Here is a 23,960-nt window from a genome sequence, read left to right as displayed (position 1 = left end):
GTTGCCAAGTGAAGCTCCAGGCCGGTCTCCGGGCTTGCGAGGGGCATGAAACCTTCACCTTCCCATGCAGGTGCACAGTGGTATCTCGAAGGGTTCGCTCGCTTACCGTTGCGGGGGCAGCGCCGGACTTGTCGTGGGCAACACGACGCACCGGCTTCCCGTTTCACCCTGCGCACGGCGGCGCAGGGCACCTGAAACTGGCGCGCATCTGACCATTGAAACGCGGGGGCGTCAAATTCGCTGGGGTTATTGGCGGGGTGGTGGGCAGGTCCGGCCTCTTCGCGGGCTTGCCCGCTCCCACAGGTACAGCGCTGCTCTCAGGCCTTGCGCAGTACTTGTGGGAACGGGCAAGCCCGCGAAGAGGCCAGGCCTGCGAGAGAAGGCTAGCGCCCGCGCCGCCGCGATACCCGCGCCTCGATATTCTTGCGCCCGATCAGCAGCGGTGGCTTCTCCACCACTGGCTCATCCGCCAGCCACTTGTACATCACCAGGCAGTCCACCAGCCCCAGGCGGGCGTGGCGATAGGCCTTGGGCAAGCGGCCAACGGTTTCGAAGCCCAGCTTGTGCCACAGCGCCACAGCCACCTCATTGGTGGCCACCACAGAGTTGAACTGCAGGGCCAGAAAGCCTTCCTGGCGCGCCTGTTTCTGTGAGTGCTCGCACATCAACTTCGCCACGCCCCGGCCGCGTGCCGACTCACAGACCATGTAGCCACAATTGCCCACGTGCCCGCCAGGCCCGGCGGCATTGGCCTTGAGGTAATAGGAACCCAGCAGCTTGCCGTCTTCCTCGGCCACCAGCGTGCGCATGGGCAGCTCCAGCCACAGCTGGCGAGCCTGATCGAAGCTCAGGTTCGGGTCGAATGCGTAGGTTTCACGGGCCTGGACAATGGCCTGGAAGGTGGGCCAGAAGTGTTTGAAATCTTCCGGGGTCATGGGGCGGATGTGGATCATGCGGGTTCCTGCAAGGGCTGGGCCGCCCAGTCTGGGTGGCGCGGCGCCGTCGCGCAAGGGCGGCGACGCCATTTGCATTCATCCGTTGGCCTTGCCCACTGCATCCATGGCCCGTGCCGAGTAGACCAGCGCGGCACCGGCGTTCATCGCCACGGCCACGCCGAGTGCCTCGGCGATTTCCTCGCGGCTGGCGCCGTGCTTGACGGCCTGCTGCGAGTGCACGGCAATGCAGCCGTCGCAGCGGGTGGTGACTGCCACGGCTAGGGAGATCAGCTCGCGGGTCTTGGCGTCCAGGTGGTTGGTCTTGGCCCCCGCGCCGCTGGCGGTCATATAGCCTGCCACGGTGTCAGGGGAAAGCTGCTTGAGATCGCCGATGCCGGCCATCAACTGCTTACGGTAGGCGTCCCAGTCCATCATGCTCATCGTCTTCACCTTGGGGAGGTTGCGAGTGGAGCTTTCAGGCTAGTCGAAGAGTGGGGAGTGTGAGACTTGTACTTTGGTTGGTTGCGCGCAGGCCCTTGGGCTGCGCGCTCCCACACCGGTCAGATGTAGATGAACACCAGCACCAATGCCGCGACGAACGCCCACTTCTCCAGGTAGTAGCGGGTGCGGTTGCGCTTCTTCAGCGCCTTGCCACGTTCGCGGATCTTGTAGATGCGGATGAACAGCCGGTTGATGCCACCGGTCTTGTCGCCGGCATCGTTGGGGGCGGCGGCAGCGGCCATGACGTTGCGGCTGAACCAGCGGTTGAACGCGGTTGCCCAGCGGTACTTGAGCGGGCGTTCGATGTCGCAGAACAGGATGATGCGGTTGTGCTCGGTGGTATTGGCCGCGTAGTGGATGTAGGTCTCGTCGAAGACCACGCCCTCGCCATCGCGCCAGGAGTACTTCTCACCATCCACGTCGATGTAGCAACCATCGTCGTTCGGCGTGTCCAGACCCAGGTGGTAGCGATAGGAGCCGGCATACGGGTCGCGGTGGCGTACCAGCTTGGCGCCCGGCGGCAGGGTGGCGAACATGGCGGCCTTGACCGTACCGATGCCTTTGAGCAACTCGGTGGTGCGTGGGCACAGAGTCATCGCCGACGGGTGGCTTTCGCCGTACCACTTCAGGTAGAAGCGCTTCCAGCCAGTCTTGAAGAATGAGTTGAAACCGACATCATCGTAATTGTCGGATTTCTTGATTTCGCCAACATGCAGCAGCTGCTGGGCTTCCTCGCGGATCTCCTTCCAGTGGTCCTGCAGTGTCTGCAGTTCGGGGAAGGCCTCCACTGGCAGATAAGGCTTGGCCGGGTGCCTGGAAAACAGATACAGAAAGCTGTTGACCGGGGCCAGGAAGCTGGAGTGGTCGCCCAGCTGACGGGTCAGCTTGTGGCGAACCCGACCGCGCAAGTGAACATAGGCGATCGAGAGGGCAAAGATGAGTACGAGTGCAATTTTCATGGACGTTTACTTGTCGAAAAATGGCCATGCGCCATGGCATGAGCCCGCCAGCATAAACAATCATGGGGGTAGTTTGTACTTATTGTTACGCAACGACGGGGCGACTTAGGTTTAATGCCCTGCAGCCTTGCGCAAACGTTTCATGTTCAGGAGTTCGTATGATTCAGGACGCACGCCCCAGCGGTACCCCCTTCAAGCGGCTGTTCTTCGCGTTGCCGGTCAGCGATGCCCAGCGCCGTGCCCTGGCCCAGTGGCGACGCGGTCTGAACCTGCGCAGCGGCAAGCCGGTGCCGGCCGCCAACTTCCATGTGACATTGCTATTCCTTGGTGATGTGGATACCGCCCAGGTGCCAGCAATTTGCGCGGCGGTCGATCAGCTGGCGCTGCCGGCGACGGCACCACGGCTATTGCTGGACCGCTTGCAGGCGTGGCAGCGGGCCAGCGCCCTGGTGCTGGAGGCGCAGCACACGCCACCAGCCCTGTTGCAACTGGTGTACAGCTTGCAGCAGGCGCTGCTGCCGTTGGGGGTGGAAGCGGCCGACCGCGAATATCGCCCGCACCTGACGCTGGCCAGGGACTACCGTGGCCAGCCGCCAGAGGCCGGCAGCGCGCCGGATTTCTACCTCGCTGCCCGCCATTTCACACTGTATGAGTCGCGCAAGGGCGCTTACTGGCCGTTGGCGCAATGGCCGCTGTCGAGCTGATTCAGGCCGTGACCTCGCTGCTGAAGACCCGCTCGACCCAGCCTTCTTGTGTCTTCAAGGTTTCTTAAACTCAGAAGGGTGAGAGCCGGTTTGCCGGAGATGGGGCCAGGGCAGGCGATCACACCGGCAGGCTCTGGTACGGCAACTCATCCCCCGGGCTGCGGGCGAACTGGCGCTTGTACTCGCGGCTGAACTGCGAGGTGCTCTGGTAGCCCACCCGGTGTGCGGTCTGCGCCACCCCCAGGCCTTCGCCGATCAGCATCTGCTGCGCCTTCAGCAGCCGCAGGCGCTTGAGGTACTGCATCGGTGCCATGTCGGTGCAGCGCTTGAAGTGCTCGTGGAAGGTCGAAACGCTCATATTGGCGCGCGCGGCCAGCGCTTCCACGCTCAGCGGCTCGGTGTAGTGTTCGCGCAGGTGGGCAAGGGCGGCCCCGATGCGGGCGAAGTGCCCCTGTTGCTCCACCAGCGCCCGCAACACGCCCGCCTGTGGGCCGCGCAAGGCGGTGTACAGCACCTCGCGTACCCGTGCCGGGCCCAGCACCTTGGCGTCCATCGGGTCTTGCAGGCAGCGCAGCAGCCGTTCCACGCATTCTCGCATCGGCGCATCGAGTGCAGCCGAGGTCATTGAATGCGGGGTTTGCGCCTGCACCGCGGCATCCGGCGCCAGGGCCATGCTTTGCACCAGTTCACCCAGCACGCCGCGGTCGATGTCTACCGCCACGCCCAGCAACGGTGCTTCGGGGGTGGCGAAGGTTTCACACATGAACGGCACCGACAATGCCTGCACCAGGTAATGCCCGGCGCCGTACTCCAGGGTGCGCGGCCCCAGGCGCGCCAGCTTGCTGCCCTGGGCCAGGATCATCAGGCTGGGTTCGTAGATCTGCGGGCTGCTGGCCACATAGTGGTCCCAGCTCAGCACCTGTACCTGAGGCAGATGCGTAGGCACGAAGCCCGGGCGCGTGGCAAGGCTGCGGATCAGTGTGCAAAGCGGCGCATTGGCGTCGACGTGTCGGGTCAGTTGCATGATGGACCTGGGCAGAGGATCAGACAGTCTAATCATCTCAGAATCAAGGCTTGGTGCCAGGTGCTGCGTGGTATCTTCGGAGAATCAGGCACGGATACCGGAGAATCAGCTGTGGGCGAGGCGGGGCATGGCGCGCAAAATGTGTCGCCTGAATCGTTTCACTTCATAGCGAGGCCCTGCATGTACACCGCCATCGGTTACGCCGCCCAGACCCCTGCCAGCCCCCTGGCTCCCATGACCTTCCAGCGTCGCAGCCCGCGCCCGGATGACGTCGCCATCGAGATCCTGTACTGCGGCGTGTGCCACTCCGACATCCACCAGGCGCGCAATGAATGGGGCATTGCCGTGTACCCGTTGATGCCAGGCCACGAGATCATCGGCCGGGTCACCGCAGTGGGCGACAACGTGACCACGCACAAGGTCGGCGACCTGGTCGGTGTTGGCTGCATGGTCGATTCGTGCCGCCGCTGCGAAGCCTGTGCCAAGGACCTGGAGCAATACTGCCTGGAAGGGCCGACCATGACCTATGCCACCCCGGATCGGGTCGACGGTAGCAACACCATGGGCGGTTACTCCAGCAGCATCGTGGTCAGCGAGCGCTTCGTGATGCGCATTCCGGCCGGCATGGACCTGCCCAGCGCCGCGCCGATCCTTTGCGCCGGCATCACCACCTATTCGCCGCTCAAGCACCACGGTGTCGGCCCGGGTCACAAGATCGGCATCCTCGGCATGGGCGGCCTGGGCCACATGGGTATCAAACTGGCCAAGGCCCTGGGCGCCGAAGTGACGCTGTTCACCCGTTCCCCGGCCAAGGCCGAGGAGGCCCGGCGCCAGGGTGCCGACCATGTGATCGTGTCTACCGATGCCGAACAGATGCGCGCCGCGGCGGGCCGTTTTGATTTCCTGCTCGATACCATCCCGGTGCAGCACGACCTTAACCCGTACCTGGAAACGCTCAAGTTCGATGGCGTGCATATCCTGGTCGGCCTGATCGAGCCGATCGATCCGGCGCTGCATGCGGCCAACCTGGTGCTCAAGCGCCGGGTGCTGGCGGGGTCGTTGATTGGCGGTACTGCCGAGACGCAGGAGGTGCTGGATTTCTGTGCCGAGCACGACATCCGATGTGATATCGAGTTGCTGGATATCCGCAATATCAACCAGGCGTATGAGCGGATGATCGCCGGGGATGTGAAGTACCGCTTCGTCATCGACATGGCCACTCTGCAGGGCTGATTGGTTACCTGTACCGGCCTCTTCGCGGGCACGCCCGTTCCCACAGGTAAATCACAGCTTCAGAAATCTGTGCAGTAACTGTGGGAGCGGGCGAGCCCGCGAAGAGGCCAGTACAGGGAATGAAGAAGCTGGATCTGTTACCACGCCAATGCCCTGTCCCAGCCTTTCCAGAACAACCATCGCCGTACCTCGCCATGTGCCCCGGTACCGATCTGCCAGGCTGGCCGCCCGCTGTCCAGGGCAATCACCGAAACGAACCCGGCATGGCTCGCCGCCACCAGCGTACGCCCGTCGGCACTGACATCCAGCGCACTGATGGTCGACCCCAGAAAGTGCTGCCAATGCTCCACGCCATCTTCGCCAAACGCCCGCAGGTAACCATAGGCATCCCCCACGATGTACTCGCCGTCGCGCGCCACCCCGGCATACACCCGTGCGCCATCCTGCACCAGCGGGGTACGCGGGTCCTGGCTGTAGTAATCGGTATCCAGCCCCGGCAAGTCGGCTACCCTGACGGCCAGCGTGGCACCACTGTAGAAATGACAGGCGTTGAGAAGCAGCTGGTCACCCTTGCGGTTGAACAGCGCGAAGTGCGGGTACTCGCTACCAGGGCCGATTGCCGCCACGGGCCTGAGCTGGTCGTCCAGCACCAGGTGACGGCTGCCTTGCTCGCCGATTACGATCAACCGGCCGTCCGCCGACACTGCGCCGTGCTCCATGCTCAGCCCGAGGCTGATGTCGTCCGGGTCGGTGCCTTCGTCCAGTTCGTCGAGCACCCGGGCCTGGTGCGGCAGCAGGCGGGTCGCACCGTGGCGGGTCAGCAGGAAAATACCTTCGGCACTCACCAGCAGTACCCGTTGGCCATCCGGGAAGGGGATCAGCGCGGTCGGCGCGGGCGGCAGGTCGAACGGCTCGAACGGGTAACCCGGCGGCAACCCCTCCAGCCCCGTGGGCCAGGCCAGGCGCAGCACCTGCGGGCCGCCCCAGCCATCGGTCACGCGCACGCCCTCGGCATTGGCCAGGGCGAAGTAGCGCCGGGCCGGGCAGCGGCCGAAGTGATCGACGCCGATCACCGGGGTCACCCCGTGACTGTCGATGTGCACCACCTGGCCTTTGTCATGCGGCATGCCGATGCGTGCCAGCAGGCTGCCGTCGTCCAGCAGCAGGACGTTGCAGATGCCTTGCCCGTGTTCCTCGATCAGCGCCAGCAATGGGTGGTGGGCGGGCGGCCAGGCTTCGCGGAAGGCTTGCTGCTCGAAGGCTTCGACACCAGGCCGGTTGGCGGCTTGCAAGGCTTCCAGCCAGGCATCGAGCAAGTGCTCGGTGGCTTGCGGCAGGGGTTCTTCGAGGTCATCCCAGCCTTGCGCGCGGCCCTGCGCGACATAAGCGTTGACGGCTTGGGCATAGGCGGTAACGGCCTGCTGCCACTGCTGCTGAGGGGGCTGCTGGTCCATGAGCGGATCGGGCTCCTTGTTGCTGCGTTCGCATTTCACACAAAGCGCGCATGGTACTCCTTCTGCTCGACTCGCGGTTGTGAGGCCCAGGCTTGACGCGTACCATGCCGGACATTCCTTCCAATAACAAAGCATGCGTCGACACCCCGGCAAGCGGGTGGGTGGCGTGCGCCCTGTTGCCTTGTCTGCGGAGAACCGGTTTCCCCCATGAACGGACCCACACCTACCAACATGCCACCCACGGCGGGTAGCGGCAGTTGGCTGAGCGTCATTGCCCTGGCTCTGGCGGCCTTTATCTTCAACACGACCGAGTTCGTCCCGGTGGCGTTGCTCAGCGACATTGGCCGCAGCTTCGACATGAGCACCGCCCAGGTCGGCCTGATGCTGACCATCTATGCCTGGGTGGTAGCGCTGGCCTCGCTGCCGATGATGCTGCTGACCCGCAACATCGAGCGGCGGCGCCTGTTGCTGTTCGTGTTCCTGGTGTTCATCGTCAGCCACTTGCTGTCGTGGTTGTCACAGAGCTTTGCCATGTTGCTGGTCAGCCGTATCGGCATTGCCCTGGCGCATGCGGTGTTCTGGGCCATCACGGCCTCCCTGGCAGTACGCGTGGCGCCGCCCGGCCAGCAGGCCAAGGCGCTGGGCCTGCTGGCGACCGGCACCACCCTGGCCATGGTCCTGGGCATTCCGTTGGGCCGTGTGGTGGGTGAAGCGCTGGGCTGGCGCGTCACTTTCCTGAGCATTGCCGGGGTAGCGCTGGCAACCATGCTGTGCCTGATGAAGTCGCTGCCGCTGCTGCCCAGCCAGAACTCGGGCTCGCTGCGCAGCCTGCCGGTCCTGTTCAAGCGCCCGGCGCTGGTGATCACCTATGTGCTGGTGACGCTGGTGATTACCGCGCAGTTCACCGCCTACAGCTACATCGAGCCGTTCGCCCTGCACGTGGCGCAGATCGGCGGGGAGCGCACCACGCTGTTGCTGCTGCTGTTCGGCGGTGCCGGGGTGTTCGGCTCGTTGCTGTTCAGCCGTTACAGCGACCGCTTTCCGCATGGCTTCCTGGTGGGCTCGATCGGCCTGCTGGCGGCGTGCCTGTTGCTGCTGCTACCGCTGTCGGGCAACTTCTATTTGTTCGCCGTGTTGAGCATGTTCTGGGGCGTGGCGATCCTCAGCTTCAGCCTGTCGCTGCAGTCCAAGACCCTGAAGCTGGCGTCCGATGCCACCGATGTGGCCATGGCGCTGTTCTCGGGTATCTACAACATCGGTATCGGCGGTGGCGCGTTGCTGGGCAGTATCGTCAGCAGCCAGTTGGACGTGGCGGATATCGGCCTGGTGGGCGGTAGCGTCGCGGTGGTCGGGTTGTTGCTGGCCGTTGCCAGCACCCGGCGATTCCGCGAAGCGCTGGGCGGGGTGCCTGGGCATTCCTGAGTGACCGTGCCGGTTTCTTCGCGGGCACGCCCGCTGCCACAGGTACTGCATCGCTCCTGAAATTGATGCAGTACCTGTGGGAGCGGGCGTGCCCGCGAAGAGGCCGGTACTGGCGATTGAATACTCAAACCAGTACTGCAGCCCCTGCCCGCCGTTCAGTCTGGGACGATTGTGCAGCCATTGGTCAGCGCCCGGTTGCGCAGTGCCTCGAAGCGTTCGCGCAGCCACAGGTGCAGTTGCGCCACAGCGGGCGTGAGTTGCTTGCGGTGCGGGCACACCAGGGTGACCGGGACGGGCTCACCGAGGTATTCGGGCAGGACGATTTCCAGTTCGCCGGCCACGATGTTGGCACTTACGTCCAGCCACGACTTGTAGACAATGCCTTCGCCCTGCAAGGCCAGCCGGCGGATCACGTCGGCATCGTCGCTGACCAGCGGCCCGCGTACCTGCACGGTACGGTTGCCCACCCGCCATTTGTCGTAGACCCGGTTGTACTGCATGTACAGCAGGCAGGCGTGCTGCTGCAGGGCATCGGGCGTGAGCGGGCGGCCGTGGCGAGCCAGGTAGTCGGGCGCGGCGACCAGCACCCGGCGGTTCCAGTCGGCCAGCGGCAGGGCAATGTAGTTGGCGTCCTGGTTGAGGCCATAGCGGATCGCCACATCCACCGGGTCGCGGTTGAGATCCGCGATCTGGTCGGACAGGAAGAAGCGCAGGTGCAGGGCCGGGTGCTCGCGGCGGAAGGCGCTCAGCCATGGCAGCAGCATATTGCGGCCGAGGTCGGACGGTGCCGACACCTGCAGGGTACCGCGCAGGGTGTTGGCGTTGCCATGCAGGTCTTCACGCCCTTGGCGCAAGCTCTCCAGCACGTTCAAGGCCGTCGGCAGGTACAACTCGCCTTCGGCGGTCAGGCGCAGGCTGCGGGTGGTGCGGGCGAACAGACGCACGTCGAGGTCGCGCTCCAGGCGCTTGATCGCGGCGGCCACCTGGCCCGGCAGCAGCTCGGCTTCGTGGGCGGCGGCGGTGAAGCTGCCTAGCACGCTGCTGCGGACGAACAGTTCGAGGTCGGCGATGCGCAGCATTTTCACTCCTGGGATGAAAGTGTTGCTGCATTGTGCCGGTTTTTCTTTTCTGCAGGAAAGATAAGATGCCGGGCAAATCCCTTGTTCATTCCCGGAGTCGTTGCATGGATACCGTCTCGCTGGCCAAGCGCCGTTACACCACCAAAGCCTACGATGCCTCGCGCCGTATTCCCCAGGCCACTGTCGATGCACTGCTCGAGCAATTGCGCCACAGCCCGTCCTCGGTCAACTCGCAGCCGTGGCATTTCATCGTTGCCGACAGCGCCGAAGGCAAGGCCCGGCTGGCCAAGAGCACCACAGAGCGCTATGCCTACAATTCGCCAAAGATCCTCGATGCCTCGCATGTGATCGTGTTCTGCACCCGTACCGAGATGACCGAAGCGCACCTGAATGCGGTGCTCGACCAGGAAGCTGCCGATGGCCGCTTCCGCGATGACCAGGCGCGTGCCGGGCAGAACCAGAGCCGCCGGCATTACGTCGACCTGCACCGTTTTGACCAGAAGGACGTGCAGCACTGGATGGAAAAGCAGACCTACCTGGCGTTGGGTACTGCCTTGCTGGGGGCTGCGGCACATGGGCTGGACGCTACGCCGATCGAAGGCTTCGACAGCAAGGTTCTCGATGCCGAACTGGGCTTGCGTGAGCGTGGGTTCACCAGCGTGGTCATTCTCAGCCTGGGCTATCGCAGCGAGACGGACTTCAACGCAGGCTTGAACAAGTCGCGGTTGCCGGCTTCGCAGGTGTTCACCTTCCTGTGAGGTGGGCGGGGCCGCCTTGCGGCCCCTTCGCGGCGCAAGGCCGCTCCCGCGCGGTCTCATGAACTGGCAAATATTCGGCATATGCCGCATACTTGTCGGCAAACGCCGGAAAGGAGAGCGCCATGCTTGCCGAAGTGCTTCGCGACAACGGTTACCACGAGTACCGGGCGCGCCTGCACGCATTGCTGGAAATCCCCGAACTCGCCAGTGATTTTGAAATCCACACCCGCATCACCCATGGCTTCGCTGCAACCTGGCTGGTGAAACTGACCGAACTCGGCGTGTTCACCCCCGTGGAGCGTGACCAGATCATTCCCCTGCGCACGCTGAAAACCCGCATCGAACGTGACCAGCCACTGACCGTGGAAGAAAGCGACCGGCTGTTCCGCTCGGCCCATATCACCGCCATGGCCGAAGCCGTGTTCGGTGAGGCGGGCAAGGCCAAGCGCTGGCTGTCCAAGCCCAAGGAGCGCTTCTCGGGGCTGACGCCGATGCAGATGCTCACCACCCAGCAGGGCACCACACAGGTCGAAGAGATGTTGCTGCAGATCGCCGAGGGCTTCGGCCTGTGATTCTGTGGCGTATCAGCGCCTATGCAGACTTGAGCGGAACGGGTGGCTTGCGTGTCAGCGGCCGCTGGCACCAGGCGGGCCGGCCAGTGGTGTATGCAGCCACCAGCCCGGCCGGGGCGATGCTCGAGGTGCTGGTGCACCTGGAGATCGACCCTGAGGATTTCCCCACCACCATGCGGCTGCTCCGTATCGAGTTGCCCGACACCGTTTCGCAAGCGCAGTTGCCCACTTTGCAGCCTGGCTGGTCGAGCCAGACCGAACTGACCCGGGGCCTGGGCAATCGTTTTCTCGATGAGTGCTCGGCATTGCTGCTGCCGGTGCCGAGCGCGATCATGCCCAGCACCACCAATTACCTGTTCAACCCGCGCCACCCGCAGGCAATCAGCGCCAGGCTCGAGGTCGAAGACTTCACCCCGGACAGCCGGCTGTTCTAGGGCAGCTTCACCAAAGTGCCGCTGATGCTGTTGTCAGCACTCTCCCAAACACTTCGAGGGCCTTGTCCACTTCAGCCTCGTTGCTGAAACGCCCGATGCTCAGGCGCACGCTGTTACGTGCCTGGCGTTCATCCAGCCCCAGCGCGAGCAGTACATGCGAGGCCGCATTGCTCGCCGAGTTGCAGGCCGAGGTGGTCGACAGCGCCAGCTCGCTGGCCAGCGCCGCACTGTTGAAACCCGTGCTGTCGATGCACAGGTTCAGCGTATGGGGAATGCGCTGCCTGGCGCAGCCGTTGAGGGTGACGCCGGGCAGGGCCAGCAGGCCTTCGCGCAGGCGCCTGGCCAGTTGCTCGAGGCGCAGGTGTTCGCTGTCGCCGGGCTGGCCGGCCAGGGCAAAGGCGGTCCCCATGCCGGCGATCTGGTGGGTAGCCAGGGTGCCGGAGCGCAAGCCTTGCTCATGGCCGCCGCCGTGCATCTGCGCACGCATCAGCATGCGGGCACGTGGCCCGACGTAGAGCGCACCGATGCCCTTGGGGCCATACACCTTGTGCGCCGAGAAGGACATCAGGTCCACGGCCATCGCGCTCAGGTCGATGGCCAGTTTGCCCACCGCCTGCGCCGCATCCACGTGCAGCAGGGCACCGTGGGCACGTACCTGTTCGCCAATGGCGGCAAAGTCGGTGATCGTGCCCAGTTCATTGTTGACCGCCATCAGTGACACCAGGCGGGTGTCGGCGCGCAACGCTGCCTGCACCGCGGCAGGCTGAATCAGGCCGCCGGCATCCGCTGCCAGGCGGGTAACGGCCCAGCCCTGGCGCTCCAGTTCGGCCGCCGTGTCGAGCACGGCCTTGTGTTCCAGCTGGCTGGTGATCAGGTGCCCGGGCTGGCCCAGTCCCTGGGCAATGCCCTTGAGCGCCAGGTTGTTGGACTCGGTTGCACCCGAGGTCCAGACCAGTGCATCGGCCTGCGCGCCAACGCATTCGGCCACTTGCTGGCGGGCCTGCTCCACAGCGTGGCGGGCTGCCTGGCCGAAGGCATGGCTACTGGACGCCGGGTTGCCGAAGTTGGCCTGCCTACCAAGGCAGGCAAGCATGGTTTCGATGACCCGGTCATCGACCGGAGTGGTGGCGGCGTAATCGAAGTAGAGCGGGGCGCTGGGCATTGGGGCGGGTCCGTGTCTGTCGCCGTGAAATCGGCAATCGTTGGAGCAAGCGTACCCGCAGTTTGAAAGATGATTTTCGCTTCCAGCAGCGTGCTTCTCACTTTTAGTAAGAAAAATTTCTCGGTATTCAGGTTTGAGTGGAACATTTTTCTACGCGTTGCGAGGGGCTTGTTGAACGCCCCTCGTAGCGTCTTCAGGCCGGCTCCACAGCCTTTTCTTCCTCGGCTACCACGCGCTCGCACAACTCGGTGATCTGCTCGCGCATCCAGCGGTTGGCCGGGTCCTGATCAGTGCTTTCATGCCAGTACAGGTGCGTTTCCAGCGCAGGCACCTCCACCGGCAGGGGCTGGTAGCGCAACTGATGGCGGCGGGCGAAGCGCTCGGGGACGGTCATCGCCATGTCGGTCTGCTGCAGCACCTGCGAGGCCATCAGGTAATGCTGCGAGCGCAAGGCAACCTTGCGTTGCACGCCCATCTTGCCCAGGGCCAGGTCGACATAGCCCAGGCCATTGCGCCTGCTGGAGATATGGATGTGGGTCATGCCCAGGTAGTTGTCCAGGGTCAGCTTGCGGTCGGCCAGCGGGTGGCCTTGGCGCAGGGCGCAGACATAGCGGTCTTGCATCAGTTTGACGTGGCGTACCTGCGGGTCGGTGTTCAACGGTGCGTCGATGGCGAAGTCCAGGCGGCCGGCGGCGAGTTCCTTGGTGGTCTCGCGGCGCTTGCACAGGAAGCTTTCGATCAGCACTGCCGGTGCCAGGCGGCGCAAGCGCTGGAACAGTGGCGGCAGGATCACCGCTTCGGTCAGGTCGGTCATGCTGATGCGGAAGGTTTTGTTGGCCTGTTGCGGGTTGAAGATGCGGCTTTCCTGCACTGACGTGCGAAGCAGCGCCAGGGCATTGCGCACCGGGCCGATGATGTTCTGCGCCATGGGAGTGGGCACCATGCCTTGCGCAGTGCGCACGAACAGCGGGTCGTTGAAGGTTTCGCGCAGCCGCGACAGGGCGTTGGACACTGCCGGCTGGGTAATGCCGACGATCTGCCCGGCGCGGGTCAGGTTGGCTTCGGTGTAGATCGCATCGAACACGATGAACAGGTTGAGGTCGACCTTGCTGAGGTTCATGGGCGCCGCTCTTTGTTGGAATTATGGGGCGATCATATATCGGTTATGAATGTTTATACACGCGGAAAATAGACTAGGTGGATTGGCCCGGGCTGCTCTAGGCTCTGGCCCATGTACTCCGAACCGTGAAGGTAGCCCCGATGGATTTCGCCTATTCGCCCAAGGTCCAGGCACTGCGCGAACGCGTCAGCGCGTTCATGGATGCCTATGTCTACCCCGCCGAGGCGGTGTTCGAGCGCCAGGTCGCCGAGGGCGACCGCTGGCAGCCCACTGCGATCATGGAAGAACTCAAGGCCAAGGCCCGCGCCGAAGGGCTGTGGAACCTGTTTCTGCCGGAATCGGAATACGGTGCCGGCCTGAGCAACCTGGAATACGCCCCGCTGGCGGAAATCATGGGCCGTTCGCTGCTCGGCCCGGAGCCGTTCAACTGCTCGGCGCCGGATACCGGCAACATGGAAGTGCTGGTGCGCTATGGCAGCGAGGCGCAGAAGCACCAGTGGCTGGAGCCGCTGCTGCGCGGGGAGATCCGTTCGGCGTTCGCCATGACCGAGCCGGACGTGGCCTCGTCGGACGCTACCAACATGGCCGCCACCGCCGTGCGTGACGGCGATGAGTGGGTGATCAACGGCCGCAAGTGGTGGACCTCCGGCGCTTGCGACCCACGCTGCAAGGTGATGATCTTCATGGGCCTGTCCGACCCTGAAGGGCCGCGCCACCAGCAGCACTCCATGGTGCTGGTACCCACCGATGCGCCCGGGGTGAAGATCGTCCGGCCGCTGCCGGTGTTCGGCTATGACGATGCCCCCCATGGCCACGCCGAGGTGCTTTTCGAGAACGTGCGGGTGCCGTATGAGAACGTGATCCTCGGCGAGGGCCGTGGCTTCGAGATTGCCCAGGGGCGCCTTGGCCCCGGCCGCATCCACCACTGCATGCGCTCGATCGGCATGGCCGAGCGCGCGCTGGAACTGATGTGCAAGCGCTCGGTGGAGCGTACGGCTTTCGGCCGGCCACTGGCGCGTCTGGGCGGCAATGTCGACAAGATCGCCGACTCGCGCATGGAGATCGACATGGCCCGGCTGCTGACACTGAAGGCGGCCTACATGATGGACACGGTCGGCAACAAGGTGGCCCGCAGCGAGATTGCGCAGATCAAGGTGGTGGCGCCGAACGTGGCACTGAAAGTGATCGACCGGGCGATCCAGATACATGGCGGGGCAGGGGTGAGTGGCGACTTCCCGCTGGCGTACATGTATGCCATGCAGCGCACCCTGCGCCTGGCCGACGGGCCGGATGAAGTGCACCGGGCAGCGATTGGCAAGTATGAGATCGGCAAGTATGTGCCGGCGGAGATGATGCGTAGCGGGCGCTAATTCGTCAGCCTGCAAGGGCCTTTTCGCGGGCTTGCCCGCTCCCACAGGGTCAGCGCAGCCTGATAGGCCCGTGCAATACCTGTGGGAGCGGGCAAGCCCGCGAAGAGGACGGCGCGGTGCATGGCACCATCTGTACAGAAACCTGGGCTTCGATTTCTACATTGGAAATGAGCAGAGAAAGATGGGCAGAAGTTGTGCTGTAGGAAGTCTGATACTCGCCAGTAAGAAATAGTTGATTTTGTTCAGGCGGCTAACTTAGGCTGGTTTGTAGGAAACATCTGAATTCGGATCCCGTCCATTTAAATTCCCCGTACGGATGTTAGGTTTTTGACCTCAACTATCTACAGGGAGTTTTTATATGCGCGCCAGTCTAGGGGGAAAAGCTCAGGCAGTAGATGGTGACGTCACCACAACGGGTGCTGTCTGTATAGCGACTGGGGCAAGCTATCTCGACGAGGGCCGCATGGTGCTGCGCGAAGGCGATCGCACCACGCCATGCCCACTGTGCGGGCAGGAGGGCACCGTCGCCGAAGGGGTGGACTTCTTCCTGTCAGAAGGTCGACGGGTCGCCACGGATGGTGCGTTGGTGCTCTGTGGCTGCTCGGTGGGCAGCAATAGGGTAGTTGCCCCGATGCACGAAGCTTTGCCGTCCAGGCATGCCATTGCAGAGCGCGCGAATACCCACTTTGCCGAGCCATCAACCCCCGTATACCCCGAGCGGTTTTCACAACCGACAGCAGTAGCGATGCCCGGAACCCTGGAGCCTGGGTTCTTCGTGATTCCGCGGCGCATGTCGTTCCCACAGGTGCTGCTGGAGTTGGCCGGGCACGATGCCACGTTGCCAATCTCCCGGCTGCAGCGGCTTAACCCGACGTTTGATCAAGGCTTCAAGGCAGGGGAAATCTTCGTCATCGGTGACCCAGACAATGGTGATGCCTGCACCCGCGAGGAAGGCCAGTTGATGGCTGCTGCGCAGCATGCACGCCGTGCGCTGGCGGTGCTCGATTTCGCCGAAGCGGACTTCATGATGCAGCACCAGGCCGAGATCGCAGGCTTGCTCGGCAACGCCAGCCAGTCCATGGGCGCGGGCAAGGACATGCTGGAGCAGGGGCTGAAGCAGGTCAGTCATACGCTGACCAGTATCGAACACCTGCATCAACGCGAGTTTATGCAGCATGGCCATCTGAACAGCCCAAGTTTCTTTGCCGAACGGCGAAAACTGCTCCAGCAGCTGGATGGACAGTTGAAAACGGCATTGCTTAACAAGCAGCTGAACCTAGGGAACTATGAACGGCTCAAGAAGAGCTTGAATATTTCGACCAAGAGCCTTGTGCACCACTGGTCAAAGGCCGGCGGGCCGGGGCAGATTCCGGGGTATGCGACGCATCTGGACAAGGTGGCGCGACTCAGCAAGTTTCTTGAGTACGGTGGCTACGCTGCGATTGGGTTGGGTGGGACTTCTTCGTATCTGAAAGTGCAAGAAGTTTGTCGGGCAGGGGAGACTGAAGATTGTAAAAAAGTCAGACTGACCGAGACGGGAGGTTTTGCTACTGGAACTGCCGGAGCAATGGCTAGCACTTTAGGAGCAAACCTCGTATCTGGAACAATTTGTGCCGCTGTTACAATGGGCTCGGCAGGTCTGGCTGCGCCGGTATGCGGCATTGTACTGGTGGGCGCGAGCGGCATGGCTGGGGGAGTGCTGGGCGGGACGCTCGGTGAATCCGTGGGCGAGTTTATTTACGAGGCAACCAGTGATTGACATTACTGGCTGGCAACCACTTGCTAAAGTGGCGCTTCTATTAAGTCCTTTTGCTATCGCCATACCAGGACTAGTCCTTAGTGCTGTTTCAACGTTGACCAAAGATTATGACGTCGCCTGCTCGGCCATCACCAGCAACCCCTATTTTGAAAGCATCAAGCGTTATTGGGGTTGTGGGTCATTCAAGTGGCGCTGGATGACGCTATGTACGGCAAGTGGGTTAGTGGCATTTCCGTGGCTAGCGCTGCGAATGGGTCAACTGGATGCTGGCGAGCTGAATGCGTTTCCGAAGAAGCTTAAACGCAGGTTGAAAATTTCAGCCTGGCTAAACATGACTGGGTGCATCTGGATGGTGATTGTATGGGCGTTATTTAAGTTCAAGTAGGGGAGTCAGACCCGCATCTGCGGGTCATCCTCTTTCTGGCCGACTGTACGATCGGCCTTTGCTGGTTGCTCGAGCGGCTGATCCACGACAGCCACCTTCTCCCCCCGCGTCTTGACCAACGAAACCACCACCCCACCCAGCAACAACCCGAACGTCACCCCCAGCGACAGCAACGCCGGCACCTTGCCGATCATCCCATGGTAGAAAATCTTGCAGCCAATAAAGATCAACACCAGCGCCAACGCATACTTGAGGTAGACAAACCGGTGCATCAACGCCGCCAGCGCAAAATACAGCGAGCGCAAGCCGAGGATGGCGAAGATGTTCGAGGTATAGACAATGAACGGGTCCTGGGTGATGGCGAAGATTGCCGGCACGCTGTCGACAGCGAACACCAGGTCCGCCAGTTCGATCAGTACCAGTGCCATGAACAGCGGGGTGGCATGGCGCAGTGCCTTGTGCTGCCCGGGCGGGGTCTGCTGTACGAAGAAGTGTGAGCCGTGTATCTGGTCGGTGACCCGCATGTGCCGGCGCACGAACTTCAGGACCGGGTTGTTGGCCAGGTCGGGACGGCTGTCCTCCTTCGACAGCGCCATCTTCACCCCGGTAAACAGCAGGAACGCACCGAAGATATACAGCACCCAGGCGAAGTTCTGCACCAGCGCCGCGCCCACGCCGATCATGATCGCCCGCAGGAACACCACCCCAAGGATGCCCCAGAACAGCACGCGGTGCTGGTAGCGGCGGGGGATGGCGAAATAGCTGAAGATCATAGCCATGACGAATACGTTGTCCATCGACAGCGACTGCTCCACCAGGAACCCGGTGTAGAACTCCAGCGCCGACTGCGCGCCAAGCTGGTACCAGACCCCGACGCCGAACAGCACGCCGACGCTGAAGTAGCCCGAATACAGCAGCAGGCTTTCGCGCATTTCGATTTCCCGGTCATGGCGGTGCAGCACGCCCAGGTCGAGTACCAGCAAACCGATGACGAGGGCCATGAACACCAGCCACAACCAGGTGCTGGTACCGAGGAACGGGGTGGTGAGGAATGCCTGTAGAGCTGACATGAGCCCCTCCTTGAATGTCGACGTTGCATGGCAACAGTGATCCGACATGGCGGCCTGGCAGCCGTCAGAGGGGCCCGGTATCACATGGGCTTGAGCCTAGACCCGTTTGCCGTCGATGCCGAATGGGGAGCTGTTACATTTCTTTGCCAGGCAAGGCCTGCAGTGTGCGCGCGTACTCTGTAGGAGCAGCCTTGTGCTGCGAAGAGGCACGTACGGCCAATACATTTGTGCAACGTTGACCGGCCTCTTCGCAGCACAAGGCTGCTCCTACAGGGATGTGGGCCGCTTTCGGATCAATGCACCCACACTTCGACCCGCCGGTTCCGCAACCGCCCTTGCTCCAGCTCGTTCCCTGCCACGGGCAGTTCATCCCCCATACCCGTCACTTCAAGCACCTCCACGCCATCGCGCGCCAGCTCACGACGCACCGCCTGGGCCCGCAGGCGGGAGAGCAGGGCGGCGCGACCGGGTGTCTCCTTGGGGTCGCCAAAGCCCACCAGCACCGCCTTGCGTTGCAACTTGCCTGTTTGGCGCAGGTAGTCTGCAACACGCTGCACATCGCGCAGGGCCTTGTTATCGAGGCTGGCGCTGCCTTCCTGGAAGCGGAAGTTGACGCTCAGCCGCTGCGCCTGCTGGGCCAGCGTACGGTAGCGCGGCGGCATGTCGGCCTGGGGCGCTACGGGTTGGGCCTTGATCTGCTGCGAAACGAAGCCCTGCTGGGCGACGATCGCCTGGCCCGCCGGACTCTGGGTGAAGTCGGCCAAGGCCTTGGCCTGGGGCTTGGGGTTGGCCGGCAGGTAGAAAAACAGGCGCCGCGACAGCGGGTAATCCTCGCTGGCCACCAGTGCACGCTCCGGCAGCATGGCCGGCGCGTCGCCCTCGGCCACCGCCAGTACCTTGGCCCCGTGCAGCACCGCCAGGCTGCTGAAACCGATGGCCTGGCGGTCGGCGCCCACTCGCGCGGCCAACTCGTCGCTGGACTCGAAGCGTTGGGCCTTGGGCGAAAGCTCGCCGTGCTGGGGTTCCAGCACCAGTGCCTTGAAGGTCTCAAAGGTACCGGAGCGGTCGTCACGGGCGTACAGGTGAATAGCCCCGCCACTGACGCCCAGTTGCTCCCAGTGCTGGATCTGCCCCGAGAAAACCTGCGCCAGTTGCCAGGTAGTGAGCTGCGGCAACGGGTTGTCGGGATGGACGATGACTGCGACGCCATCAAGGCCGATGACTTGTTCGGCGGCAGCAGCGCGCAGGTTGCCCAAAGCCTGCAGTTGGCGTGTTTCGCTGTCGTTGATCGGCCGCGAGGCGGCGGCCAGGTCGGCGTCGCCCTGGCCCAGGGCGACGAAGCCGGTGCTGGAACCGTGGGCGGCGATGTCGATGCGCAAAGGTTGGCCGTGCGCGTCACGTGCGGTGATAACGGTCTCGTTGGCCAACTCGCCCGGGTGTTGTTCGATGGCAGTAGCCTGCTGTGCGCGCAGTTGCCCTTGCACAAGCGCCGGCAACAAGGCCGCGCCAATGGTATTGGAGCCTTGCACGCGCAGGCGCGCGGGCTCGGCCAGGGTCGCCAGCGGCAGCAGAGTAAGCAGCAAGACAAGCAGGCGAGGCATGCCGGAAGGCCTATGGCATAGAGTTGCCCGGCAGATTACGACAGTGGCGTGATGATAATGTGACAGTCCATGGGGCAGTGAGCTTTGCCTGATGCCAGTCAGTTAGTGTCACTGGGGCCGCAAAGCGGCCCCGGCAATCTCAATGCGCCCCGGCAGACTTGCTCAGGTCACTCTCTGCCCACTCGGTATAGATGCACGCATCCGCCACCGCCCAGCGTACCTTCACGGTATCTCCCGGCTGCATCGGCATGCCCGCCGCCGACAGCGCCTTCACCGTCAGCTCGGTGCCACCCGCGGTGACCACATGGCAGGTCTGGCTCTCACCGAGGAACAGCACCTCGCCAACCTTGGCGCTGACTTCGTTCCAGCCCGCCGGCAGCGGCTCGCGCGTGGCCTGTTCGGTGGTCAGGGCCAGGGCCTTTTCCGGGCGCACCATGATCAGCGCATCCTGCGAGGCGACCAGGCCCGGGGTCAGGCGGATAGCCACCGGCTGGCCCTCGAAGCTGCCCGCGCCATTGCTGCTGGCCTTGATCCGCAGGAAGTTGGAGTTGCCCAGGAACGAGGCGACGAAGGCATTCGGCGGGTTCTGGTACAGGTCGTAACCGGTGCCCAGGCCGACGATCTTGCCGTGGCTGAAGATGGCAATACGCTGGGACAGGCGCATGGCTTCTTCCTGGTCGTGGGTAACGTAGACGATGGTAATGCCCAGGCGCCGGTGCAATTGGCGCAGTTCATCCTGCAGGTCTTCGCGCAGCTTCTTGTCCAGTGCGCCGAGCGGTTCGTCCATCAGCAGGATGCGCGGTTCGTACACCAGCGCCCGGGCTATAGCCACGCGCTGCTGCTGGCCACCGGACATCTGCGACGGCTTGCGGTGGGCGAACTTCTCCAGTTGCACCAGCTTGAGCATGGCGTCGACGCGCTTGCCGGTTTCGCTGGCGCCGAGCTTGCGAATGGCCAGCGGAAAGCCGATGTTGTCACGCACGTTCAGGTGCGGGAACAACGAATAGCGCTGGAACACCATGCCGATGTCACGCTTGTGCGGCGGCACGTTGACCAGGGACTGGCCATCGACCAGGATCTCGCCGCTGCTCGGCGTTTCGAAGCCGGCCAGCATCGACAGGGTGGTGGACTTGCCCGAGCCGCTGGAGCCGAGGAAGGTCAGGAACTCGCCGTCCTGGATTTCCAGGTCGAGGTTGTCCACGGCGGTGAAGTCGCCGTAGTGCTTGTTCAGGCCGCGCAGGCTGACCAGGGTCTTGCCGTGCGCGTTGTCTTTGATCACTGCACTCATTGTTGTTTTCTCCGCGCTCAGGCGTTTTCGGTGCGCCGGCGCAAGGCGGCGGCAATGAACATGACAAGCAGCGACAGGCCGATCAGCAAGGTCGAGGCCACGGCGATGACCGGGCTGAGGTCCTGGCGCAGGGTGGTCCACATCTTCACCGGCAGGGTCTGCAGGTCGGGGCTGGCCATCATCACGCTCAGCACCACTTCATCCCACGACACCAGGAAGGCGAACAGGCCGCCGGCGATCATCCCCGGGCGAATCGCCGGGAAGGTCACCTTGAAGATCGCCTGCAGGCGCGAGGCGCCGCAGATCACCGCGGCATCCTCGATCGACTGGTCGAACAGCTTCAGCGAGTTGATGATCGAGATGATGGTGAAGGGCAGGGCGACGATCACGTGGCTGACCACGAAGGCGAACAGCGTGCCGGTGTAGCCGAGCTTGAGGAACAGTGCGTACACCGCCACGGCGATGATCACCAGCGGCACGATCATCGGCATGGTGAATAGCCCATACAGCAGCTCGCGGCCGGGGAAGCGGCCACGCACCAGGGCGAACGCGGTGGGCAGGCCGAGCAGCACGGCGGCGATGGTGGTCAGCACCGCCACCTTCAGGCTGGCCAGCGCGGCATCCATCCACTCCGGGTTGGAGAAGAACTGGCCGTACCACTTGAAGGTCCAGCCCGGTGGCGGGAACACCAGCCACTGCGACGAGCCGAACGACAGCAACACGATGAACACCACTGGCAGCAGCAGGAAGGCCGCGATGACCCCGGTGGTCAGGTACAAGCCCGTACGCAGCGGGCGACCCATGGCATTGGGAGACAGGAGCATGGCGGTTTACCTCGCGTTGCCGACCGGGGATTCCGGCTGCAGCTTCAGGTACAGGTAGAAGAGTACAAGGGTGATCACCACCAGCAGTGCGGCGGCGGCGCTGGCCAGGCCCCAGTTGAGGAACGACTGCACCTGCTGGATGATGAATTCGGGCAACATCATGTTTTGCGCACCGCCCAGCAGGGCCGGGGTAACGTAGTAACCGAGCGACATCACGAACACCATCAGTGCCCCGGAGAACAGCCCCGAGCGGCACAGCGGCAGGAACACCTTCCAGAAGTTGGTCCAGGGGCTTGCGCCGCAGATCGAGCCGGCCTGCAGCACCATCGGGTCGATGGCGTGCATGGTCGCCTGCAGCGGCAGCACGATGAACGGGATCATGATGTAGCTCATGCCGATCACCACGCCGGTCAGGTTGTGCACCATTTCCAGCGGGGCATCGATGATACCCATGGCCATCAACGCCTTGTTGATCACCCCCGAGCTCTGCAGCAGCACCAGCCACGAGTAGGTGCGCGCCAGCAGGCTGGTCCACATCGACAGCAGCACGATGTTCAGCAGCCAGCGGCCCCAGCCCTTGGGCACCAGGGTTATTGCCCAGGCCAGCGGGAAGCCCAGCAGCACGCTGATCAGGGTGACCACGCCGGCCACCGAGAAGGTGTTGAACAGTACCCGCGCATAAGCCGAGTTGGCGAACAACTGCTCGTAGTTGCCCAGGCCTGGCGTTGGCTCCAGCACCCCGCGCAGCAACAGGCCGGCGAGCGGGGCAAAGAAGAACAGGCCAAGGAACAGCAGAGCCGGCAGCAAATTGCGGCTGCCTTTCCAGCGCTGGCTCAGGCTGATGCGGCGGGGGACCGCTCCAGGGGCGCCGGTGCCCGTGGGGGCACCTTGCGCGTTATGCAGGGCGTTGATGGCGACTTTCATTTGACCAACCACTCATTCCAGCGGGCTGCGATCGCCTGGCCGTTCTTGGCCCAGTAGGCGAAGTCGAGGGTGACCTGGTCCTGGGCGTAGGCGGTCGGCAGGTTCTGCGCGAGGTCTTTGTCCAGCTTGGCCACGCTGTCGACGTTCACCGGGGCGTAGGCGGTCTTGTTGGCGAACTCGGCCTGGCCTTCGGCGCTGCTGGCGTTGGCCAGGAACTTCATGGCTGCGTCCTTGTTCTTCGCACCTTTGGGGATGACCAGGAAGTCGGCCATGACCAGGTTCTGCTTCCAGCTCACGCCCACCGGTGCACCGTCTTGCTGCAAGGCGTAGACGCGGCCGTTCCAGAACTGGCCGAGCGAGGCTTCACCCGAGGCCAGCAGTTGCTGCGACTGGGCCCCGCCGCCCCACCAGACGATGTCCTTCTTGATGGTGTCGAGCTTTTTGAAGGCGCGGTCCAGGTCCAGCGGGTACAGCTTGTCGGGGGCTACGCCGTCAGCCAGCAGGGCCAGTTCCAGTACGCCCGGGCTGGGCCATTTGTACAGGGCACGCTTGCCGGGGTAGGTCTTGGTATCGAACAGTGCGGTCCAGTCCACCGGCTTGTTGGCGCCGAGCTTGCCTTCGTTGTAGCCGAGCACGAAGGAGAAGAAGAACGAGCCGACGCCATGGTCGGAGACGAAGCGCGGGTCGATCTTGTCGCGCTTGATCTGGGTGAAATCGAGGGGTTCGAGCAGCCCTTCGCTGGCGGCACGCAGGGCGAAGTCGGCCTCGACGTCTACCACGTCCCACTGCACGTTGCCGCTCTCGACCATGGCTTTGAGCTTGCCGTAGTCGGTGGGGCCGTCCTGGACGACTTTGATGCTAGTGGCTTTGGTGAAGGGGGCGGCCCACGCTTCTTTCTGGGCGTCCTGGGTGGTACCGCCCCAGCTGACGAAGTTCAGGCTGTCGGCGGCCTGGGTGGCCTGACATGCCAAGGTCAGCAGGCTGGCGGACAGCACTGCGGTTACACGTTTGCTCAACAGCATGGTTACGCCCTCGTTGCTTTTTGTTATTCGAGGCGGGGCTTGTGGTGCGCCCGCCAACAGTGTTCGGGGAGCAGCTAAAACAAAGTGTCTGGTGGCCGTTTGTGGTTGTAGGAAGCGGCCTGCAGATTCAAGGTCTACGGGATATCATATTATGGTATTCCAAACTTTTGGCAAGAGGTATGAGGCTACCGGCCATCACTCCGACCTGAGGTCTGGGTACATTGCTTACCAGGGGCAATCGATTTGAACGGGCTCTGAAAGCTTGCGCGGTCTCTGTGGGAGCGGGCGAGCCCGCGAACACGGGCGAAGCCCGTGCCATGCACCGCGGTGTCTGCTTCGCGGGCTCGCCCGCTCCCACAG

At 63.4% G+C, this 23,960-nt stretch carries 23 protein-coding genes and 1 riboswitch; of the genes, 9 read left to right on the top strand and 14 right to left on the bottom strand.

Features of this window, described 5'->3' with window-relative positions; genetic code table 11:
* Position 1: 1 nt before the first annotated feature.
* A riboswitch (cobalamin riboswitch) is annotated at positions 2 to 210 on the bottom strand.
* A 173-nt stretch (positions 211 to 383) separates the two neighbouring features.
* The 3 genes from CAF70_RS09965 to lpxO form a co-directional block, all read right to left on the bottom strand.
* Positions 384 to 953 carry a GNAT family N-acetyltransferase gene (locus tag CAF70_RS09965; protein WP_085624508.1) on the bottom strand — a complete coding sequence of 190 codons (570 nt, stop codon included), beginning with the start codon at positions 951 to 953 and terminating at the stop codon, positions 384 to 386.
* Positions 954 to 1,031: 78 nt separating this feature from the next.
* On the bottom strand, positions 1,032 to 1,376 hold the full coding sequence (locus tag CAF70_RS09960) for a carboxymuconolactone decarboxylase family protein (protein WP_013973174.1): 345 nt from the start codon (positions 1,374 to 1,376) through the stop codon (positions 1,032 to 1,034).
* Positions 1,377 to 1,495: 119 nt separating this feature from the next.
* Positions 1,496 to 2,395 carry a lipid A hydroxylase LpxO gene (lpxO, locus tag CAF70_RS09955; protein WP_085624505.1) on the bottom strand — a complete coding sequence of 300 codons (900 nt, stop codon included), beginning with the start codon at positions 2,393 to 2,395 and terminating at the stop codon, positions 1,496 to 1,498.
* Between the two features lie 158 nt (positions 2,396 to 2,553).
* Here lpxO and thpR point away from each other — a divergent pair, with 158 nt between their 5' ends.
* Complete coding sequence (gene thpR, locus CAF70_RS09950) at positions 2,554 to 3,099, top strand: RNA 2',3'-cyclic phosphodiesterase (RefSeq protein ID WP_085624503.1); 546 nt, start codon at positions 2,554 to 2,556, stop codon at positions 3,097 to 3,099.
* 118 nt (positions 3,100 to 3,217) lie between these two features.
* On the opposite strand, the gene CAF70_RS09945 is transcribed toward thpR, so the two are convergent.
* A complete protein-coding gene (locus tag CAF70_RS09945) occupies positions 3,218 to 4,123 on the bottom strand; it encodes an AraC family transcriptional regulator (protein WP_085624501.1) in 906 nt (301 codons plus the stop codon).
* Positions 4,124 to 4,303: 180 nt separating this feature from the next.
* Here CAF70_RS09945 and calA point away from each other — a divergent pair, with 180 nt between their 5' ends.
* The gene (gene calA, locus CAF70_RS09940; RefSeq protein ID WP_085624499.1) at positions 4,304 to 5,356 is read left to right on the top strand and encodes a vanillin reductase; all 1,053 of its coding nucleotides are present in this window, start codon (positions 4,304 to 4,306) and stop codon (positions 5,354 to 5,356) included.
* A 137-nt stretch (positions 5,357 to 5,493) separates the two neighbouring features.
* Here calA and CAF70_RS09935 read toward each other — a convergent pair whose 3' ends face one another.
* Positions 5,494 to 6,810 carry a hypothetical protein gene (locus tag CAF70_RS09935; protein ID WP_085624497.1) on the bottom strand — a complete coding sequence of 439 codons (1,317 nt, stop codon included), beginning with the start codon at positions 6,808 to 6,810 and terminating at the stop codon, positions 5,494 to 5,496.
* 207 nt (positions 6,811 to 7,017) lie between these two features.
* On the opposite strand from CAF70_RS09935, the gene CAF70_RS09930 reads away from it, so the two are divergent.
* Complete coding sequence (locus tag CAF70_RS09930) at positions 7,018 to 8,232, top strand: sugar transporter (protein WP_085624495.1); 1,215 nt, start codon at positions 7,018 to 7,020, stop codon at positions 8,230 to 8,232.
* 155 nt (positions 8,233 to 8,387) lie between these two features.
* Here CAF70_RS09930 and CAF70_RS09925 read toward each other — a convergent pair whose 3' ends face one another.
* Positions 8,388 to 9,311, bottom strand: a complete 924-nt coding sequence (locus CAF70_RS09925; protein WP_085624493.1) for a LysR family transcriptional regulator — start codon at positions 9,309 to 9,311, stop codon at positions 8,388 to 8,390.
* 104 nt (positions 9,312 to 9,415) lie between these two features.
* Between CAF70_RS09925 and nfsB the strand changes: the two genes are divergently transcribed.
* The 3 genes from nfsB to CAF70_RS09910 all read left to right on the top strand — a co-directional run bounded on the left by nfsB (position 9,416) and on the right by CAF70_RS09910 (position 11,075).
* Positions 9,416 to 10,069: an oxygen-insensitive NAD(P)H nitroreductase gene (gene nfsB, locus CAF70_RS09920; protein ID WP_085624491.1), complete on the top strand. Its 654-nt coding sequence runs from the start codon at positions 9,416 to 9,418 to the stop codon at positions 10,067 to 10,069.
* Positions 10,070 to 10,191: 122 nt separating this feature from the next.
* A complete protein-coding gene (locus tag CAF70_RS09915) occupies positions 10,192 to 10,641 on the top strand; it encodes an antitoxin Xre/MbcA/ParS toxin-binding domain-containing protein (protein ID WP_013973163.1) in 450 nt (149 codons plus the stop codon).
* Complete coding sequence (locus tag CAF70_RS09910) at positions 10,638 to 11,075, top strand: RES family NAD+ phosphorylase (protein WP_085624489.1); 438 nt, start codon at positions 10,638 to 10,640, stop codon at positions 11,073 to 11,075. Before CAF70_RS09915 ends, CAF70_RS09910 begins: the two co-directional genes overlap by 4 nt.
* A gap of 7 nt (positions 11,076 to 11,082) precedes the next feature.
* Here the strand turns inward: CAF70_RS09910 and CAF70_RS09905 are convergent, their stop codons facing one another.
* Together CAF70_RS09905 and CAF70_RS09900 are read right to left on the bottom strand one after the other, a co-directional pair.
* Positions 11,083 to 12,237, bottom strand: coding sequence for a cysteine desulfurase family protein (locus CAF70_RS09905; RefSeq protein ID WP_085624487.1), 1,155 nt, complete (start codon positions 12,235 to 12,237; stop codon positions 11,083 to 11,085).
* A 193-nt stretch (positions 12,238 to 12,430) separates the two neighbouring features.
* Positions 12,431 to 13,357 carry a LysR family transcriptional regulator gene (locus CAF70_RS09900; protein WP_085624485.1) on the bottom strand — a complete coding sequence of 309 codons (927 nt, stop codon included), beginning with the start codon at positions 13,355 to 13,357 and terminating at the stop codon, positions 12,431 to 12,433.
* Between the two features lie 140 nt (positions 13,358 to 13,497).
* Here CAF70_RS09900 and CAF70_RS09895 point away from each other — a divergent pair, with 140 nt between their 5' ends.
* From CAF70_RS09895 to CAF70_RS26575, 3 genes are all read left to right on the top strand, one after another.
* Positions 13,498 to 14,727, top strand: coding sequence for an acyl-CoA dehydrogenase (locus CAF70_RS09895; RefSeq protein ID WP_085624483.1), 1,230 nt, complete (start codon positions 13,498 to 13,500; stop codon positions 14,725 to 14,727).
* Positions 14,728 to 15,085: 358 nt separating this feature from the next.
* Entirely contained in the window at positions 15,086 to 16,486 is a 1,401-nt protein-coding gene (locus tag CAF70_RS09885) for a PAAR domain-containing protein (RefSeq protein ID WP_085624481.1), read from the top strand.
* A complete protein-coding gene (locus CAF70_RS26575) occupies positions 16,479 to 16,871 on the top strand; it encodes a hypothetical protein (RefSeq protein WP_133295872.1) in 393 nt (130 codons plus the stop codon). The genes CAF70_RS09885 and CAF70_RS26575 overlap by 8 nt, the downstream gene beginning before the upstream one ends.
* A gap of 5 nt (positions 16,872 to 16,876) precedes the next feature.
* On the opposite strand, the gene CAF70_RS09880 is transcribed toward CAF70_RS26575, so the two are convergent.
* The 6 genes from CAF70_RS09880 to CAF70_RS09855 all read right to left on the bottom strand — a co-directional run bounded on the left by CAF70_RS09880 (position 16,877) and on the right by CAF70_RS09855 (position 23,600).
* Positions 16,877 to 17,941 (bottom strand): TerC family protein, encoded by a 1,065-nt coding sequence (locus tag CAF70_RS09880; RefSeq protein WP_085624479.1) that lies wholly within the window; start codon positions 17,939 to 17,941, stop codon positions 16,877 to 16,879.
* A gap of 293 nt (positions 17,942 to 18,234) precedes the next feature.
* Positions 18,235 to 19,542 (bottom strand): substrate-binding domain-containing protein, encoded by a 1,308-nt coding sequence (locus CAF70_RS09875; protein ID WP_085624477.1) that lies wholly within the window; start codon positions 19,540 to 19,542, stop codon positions 18,235 to 18,237.
* Positions 19,543 to 19,681: 139 nt separating this feature from the next.
* On the bottom strand, positions 19,682 to 20,830 hold the full coding sequence (locus CAF70_RS09870; RefSeq protein WP_085624475.1) for an ABC transporter ATP-binding protein: 1,149 nt from the start codon (positions 20,828 to 20,830) through the stop codon (positions 19,682 to 19,684).
* A 17-nt stretch (positions 20,831 to 20,847) separates the two neighbouring features.
* Positions 20,848 to 21,654: an ABC transporter permease gene (locus CAF70_RS09865; RefSeq protein WP_085624473.1), complete on the bottom strand. Its 807-nt coding sequence runs from the start codon at positions 21,652 to 21,654 to the stop codon at positions 20,848 to 20,850.
* 6 nt (positions 21,655 to 21,660) lie between these two features.
* On the bottom strand, positions 21,661 to 22,578 hold the full coding sequence (locus CAF70_RS09860; protein WP_085624471.1) for an ABC transporter permease: 918 nt from the start codon (positions 22,576 to 22,578) through the stop codon (positions 21,661 to 21,663).
* On the bottom strand, positions 22,575 to 23,600 hold the full coding sequence (locus tag CAF70_RS09855) for a polyamine ABC transporter substrate-binding protein (protein WP_085624469.1): 1,026 nt from the start codon (positions 23,598 to 23,600) through the stop codon (positions 22,575 to 22,577). The genes CAF70_RS09860 and CAF70_RS09855 overlap by 4 nt, the downstream gene beginning before the upstream one ends.
* Between the last annotated feature and the right edge of the window lie 360 nt (positions 23,601 to 23,960).

It is taken from the genome of Pseudomonas sp. B19(2017), from assembly GCF_002113165.1.
GTDB lineage: Bacteria > Pseudomonadota > Gammaproteobacteria > Pseudomonadales > Pseudomonadaceae > Aquipseudomonas.
This window is presented reverse-complemented; position numbering and strand designations above follow the sequence as displayed.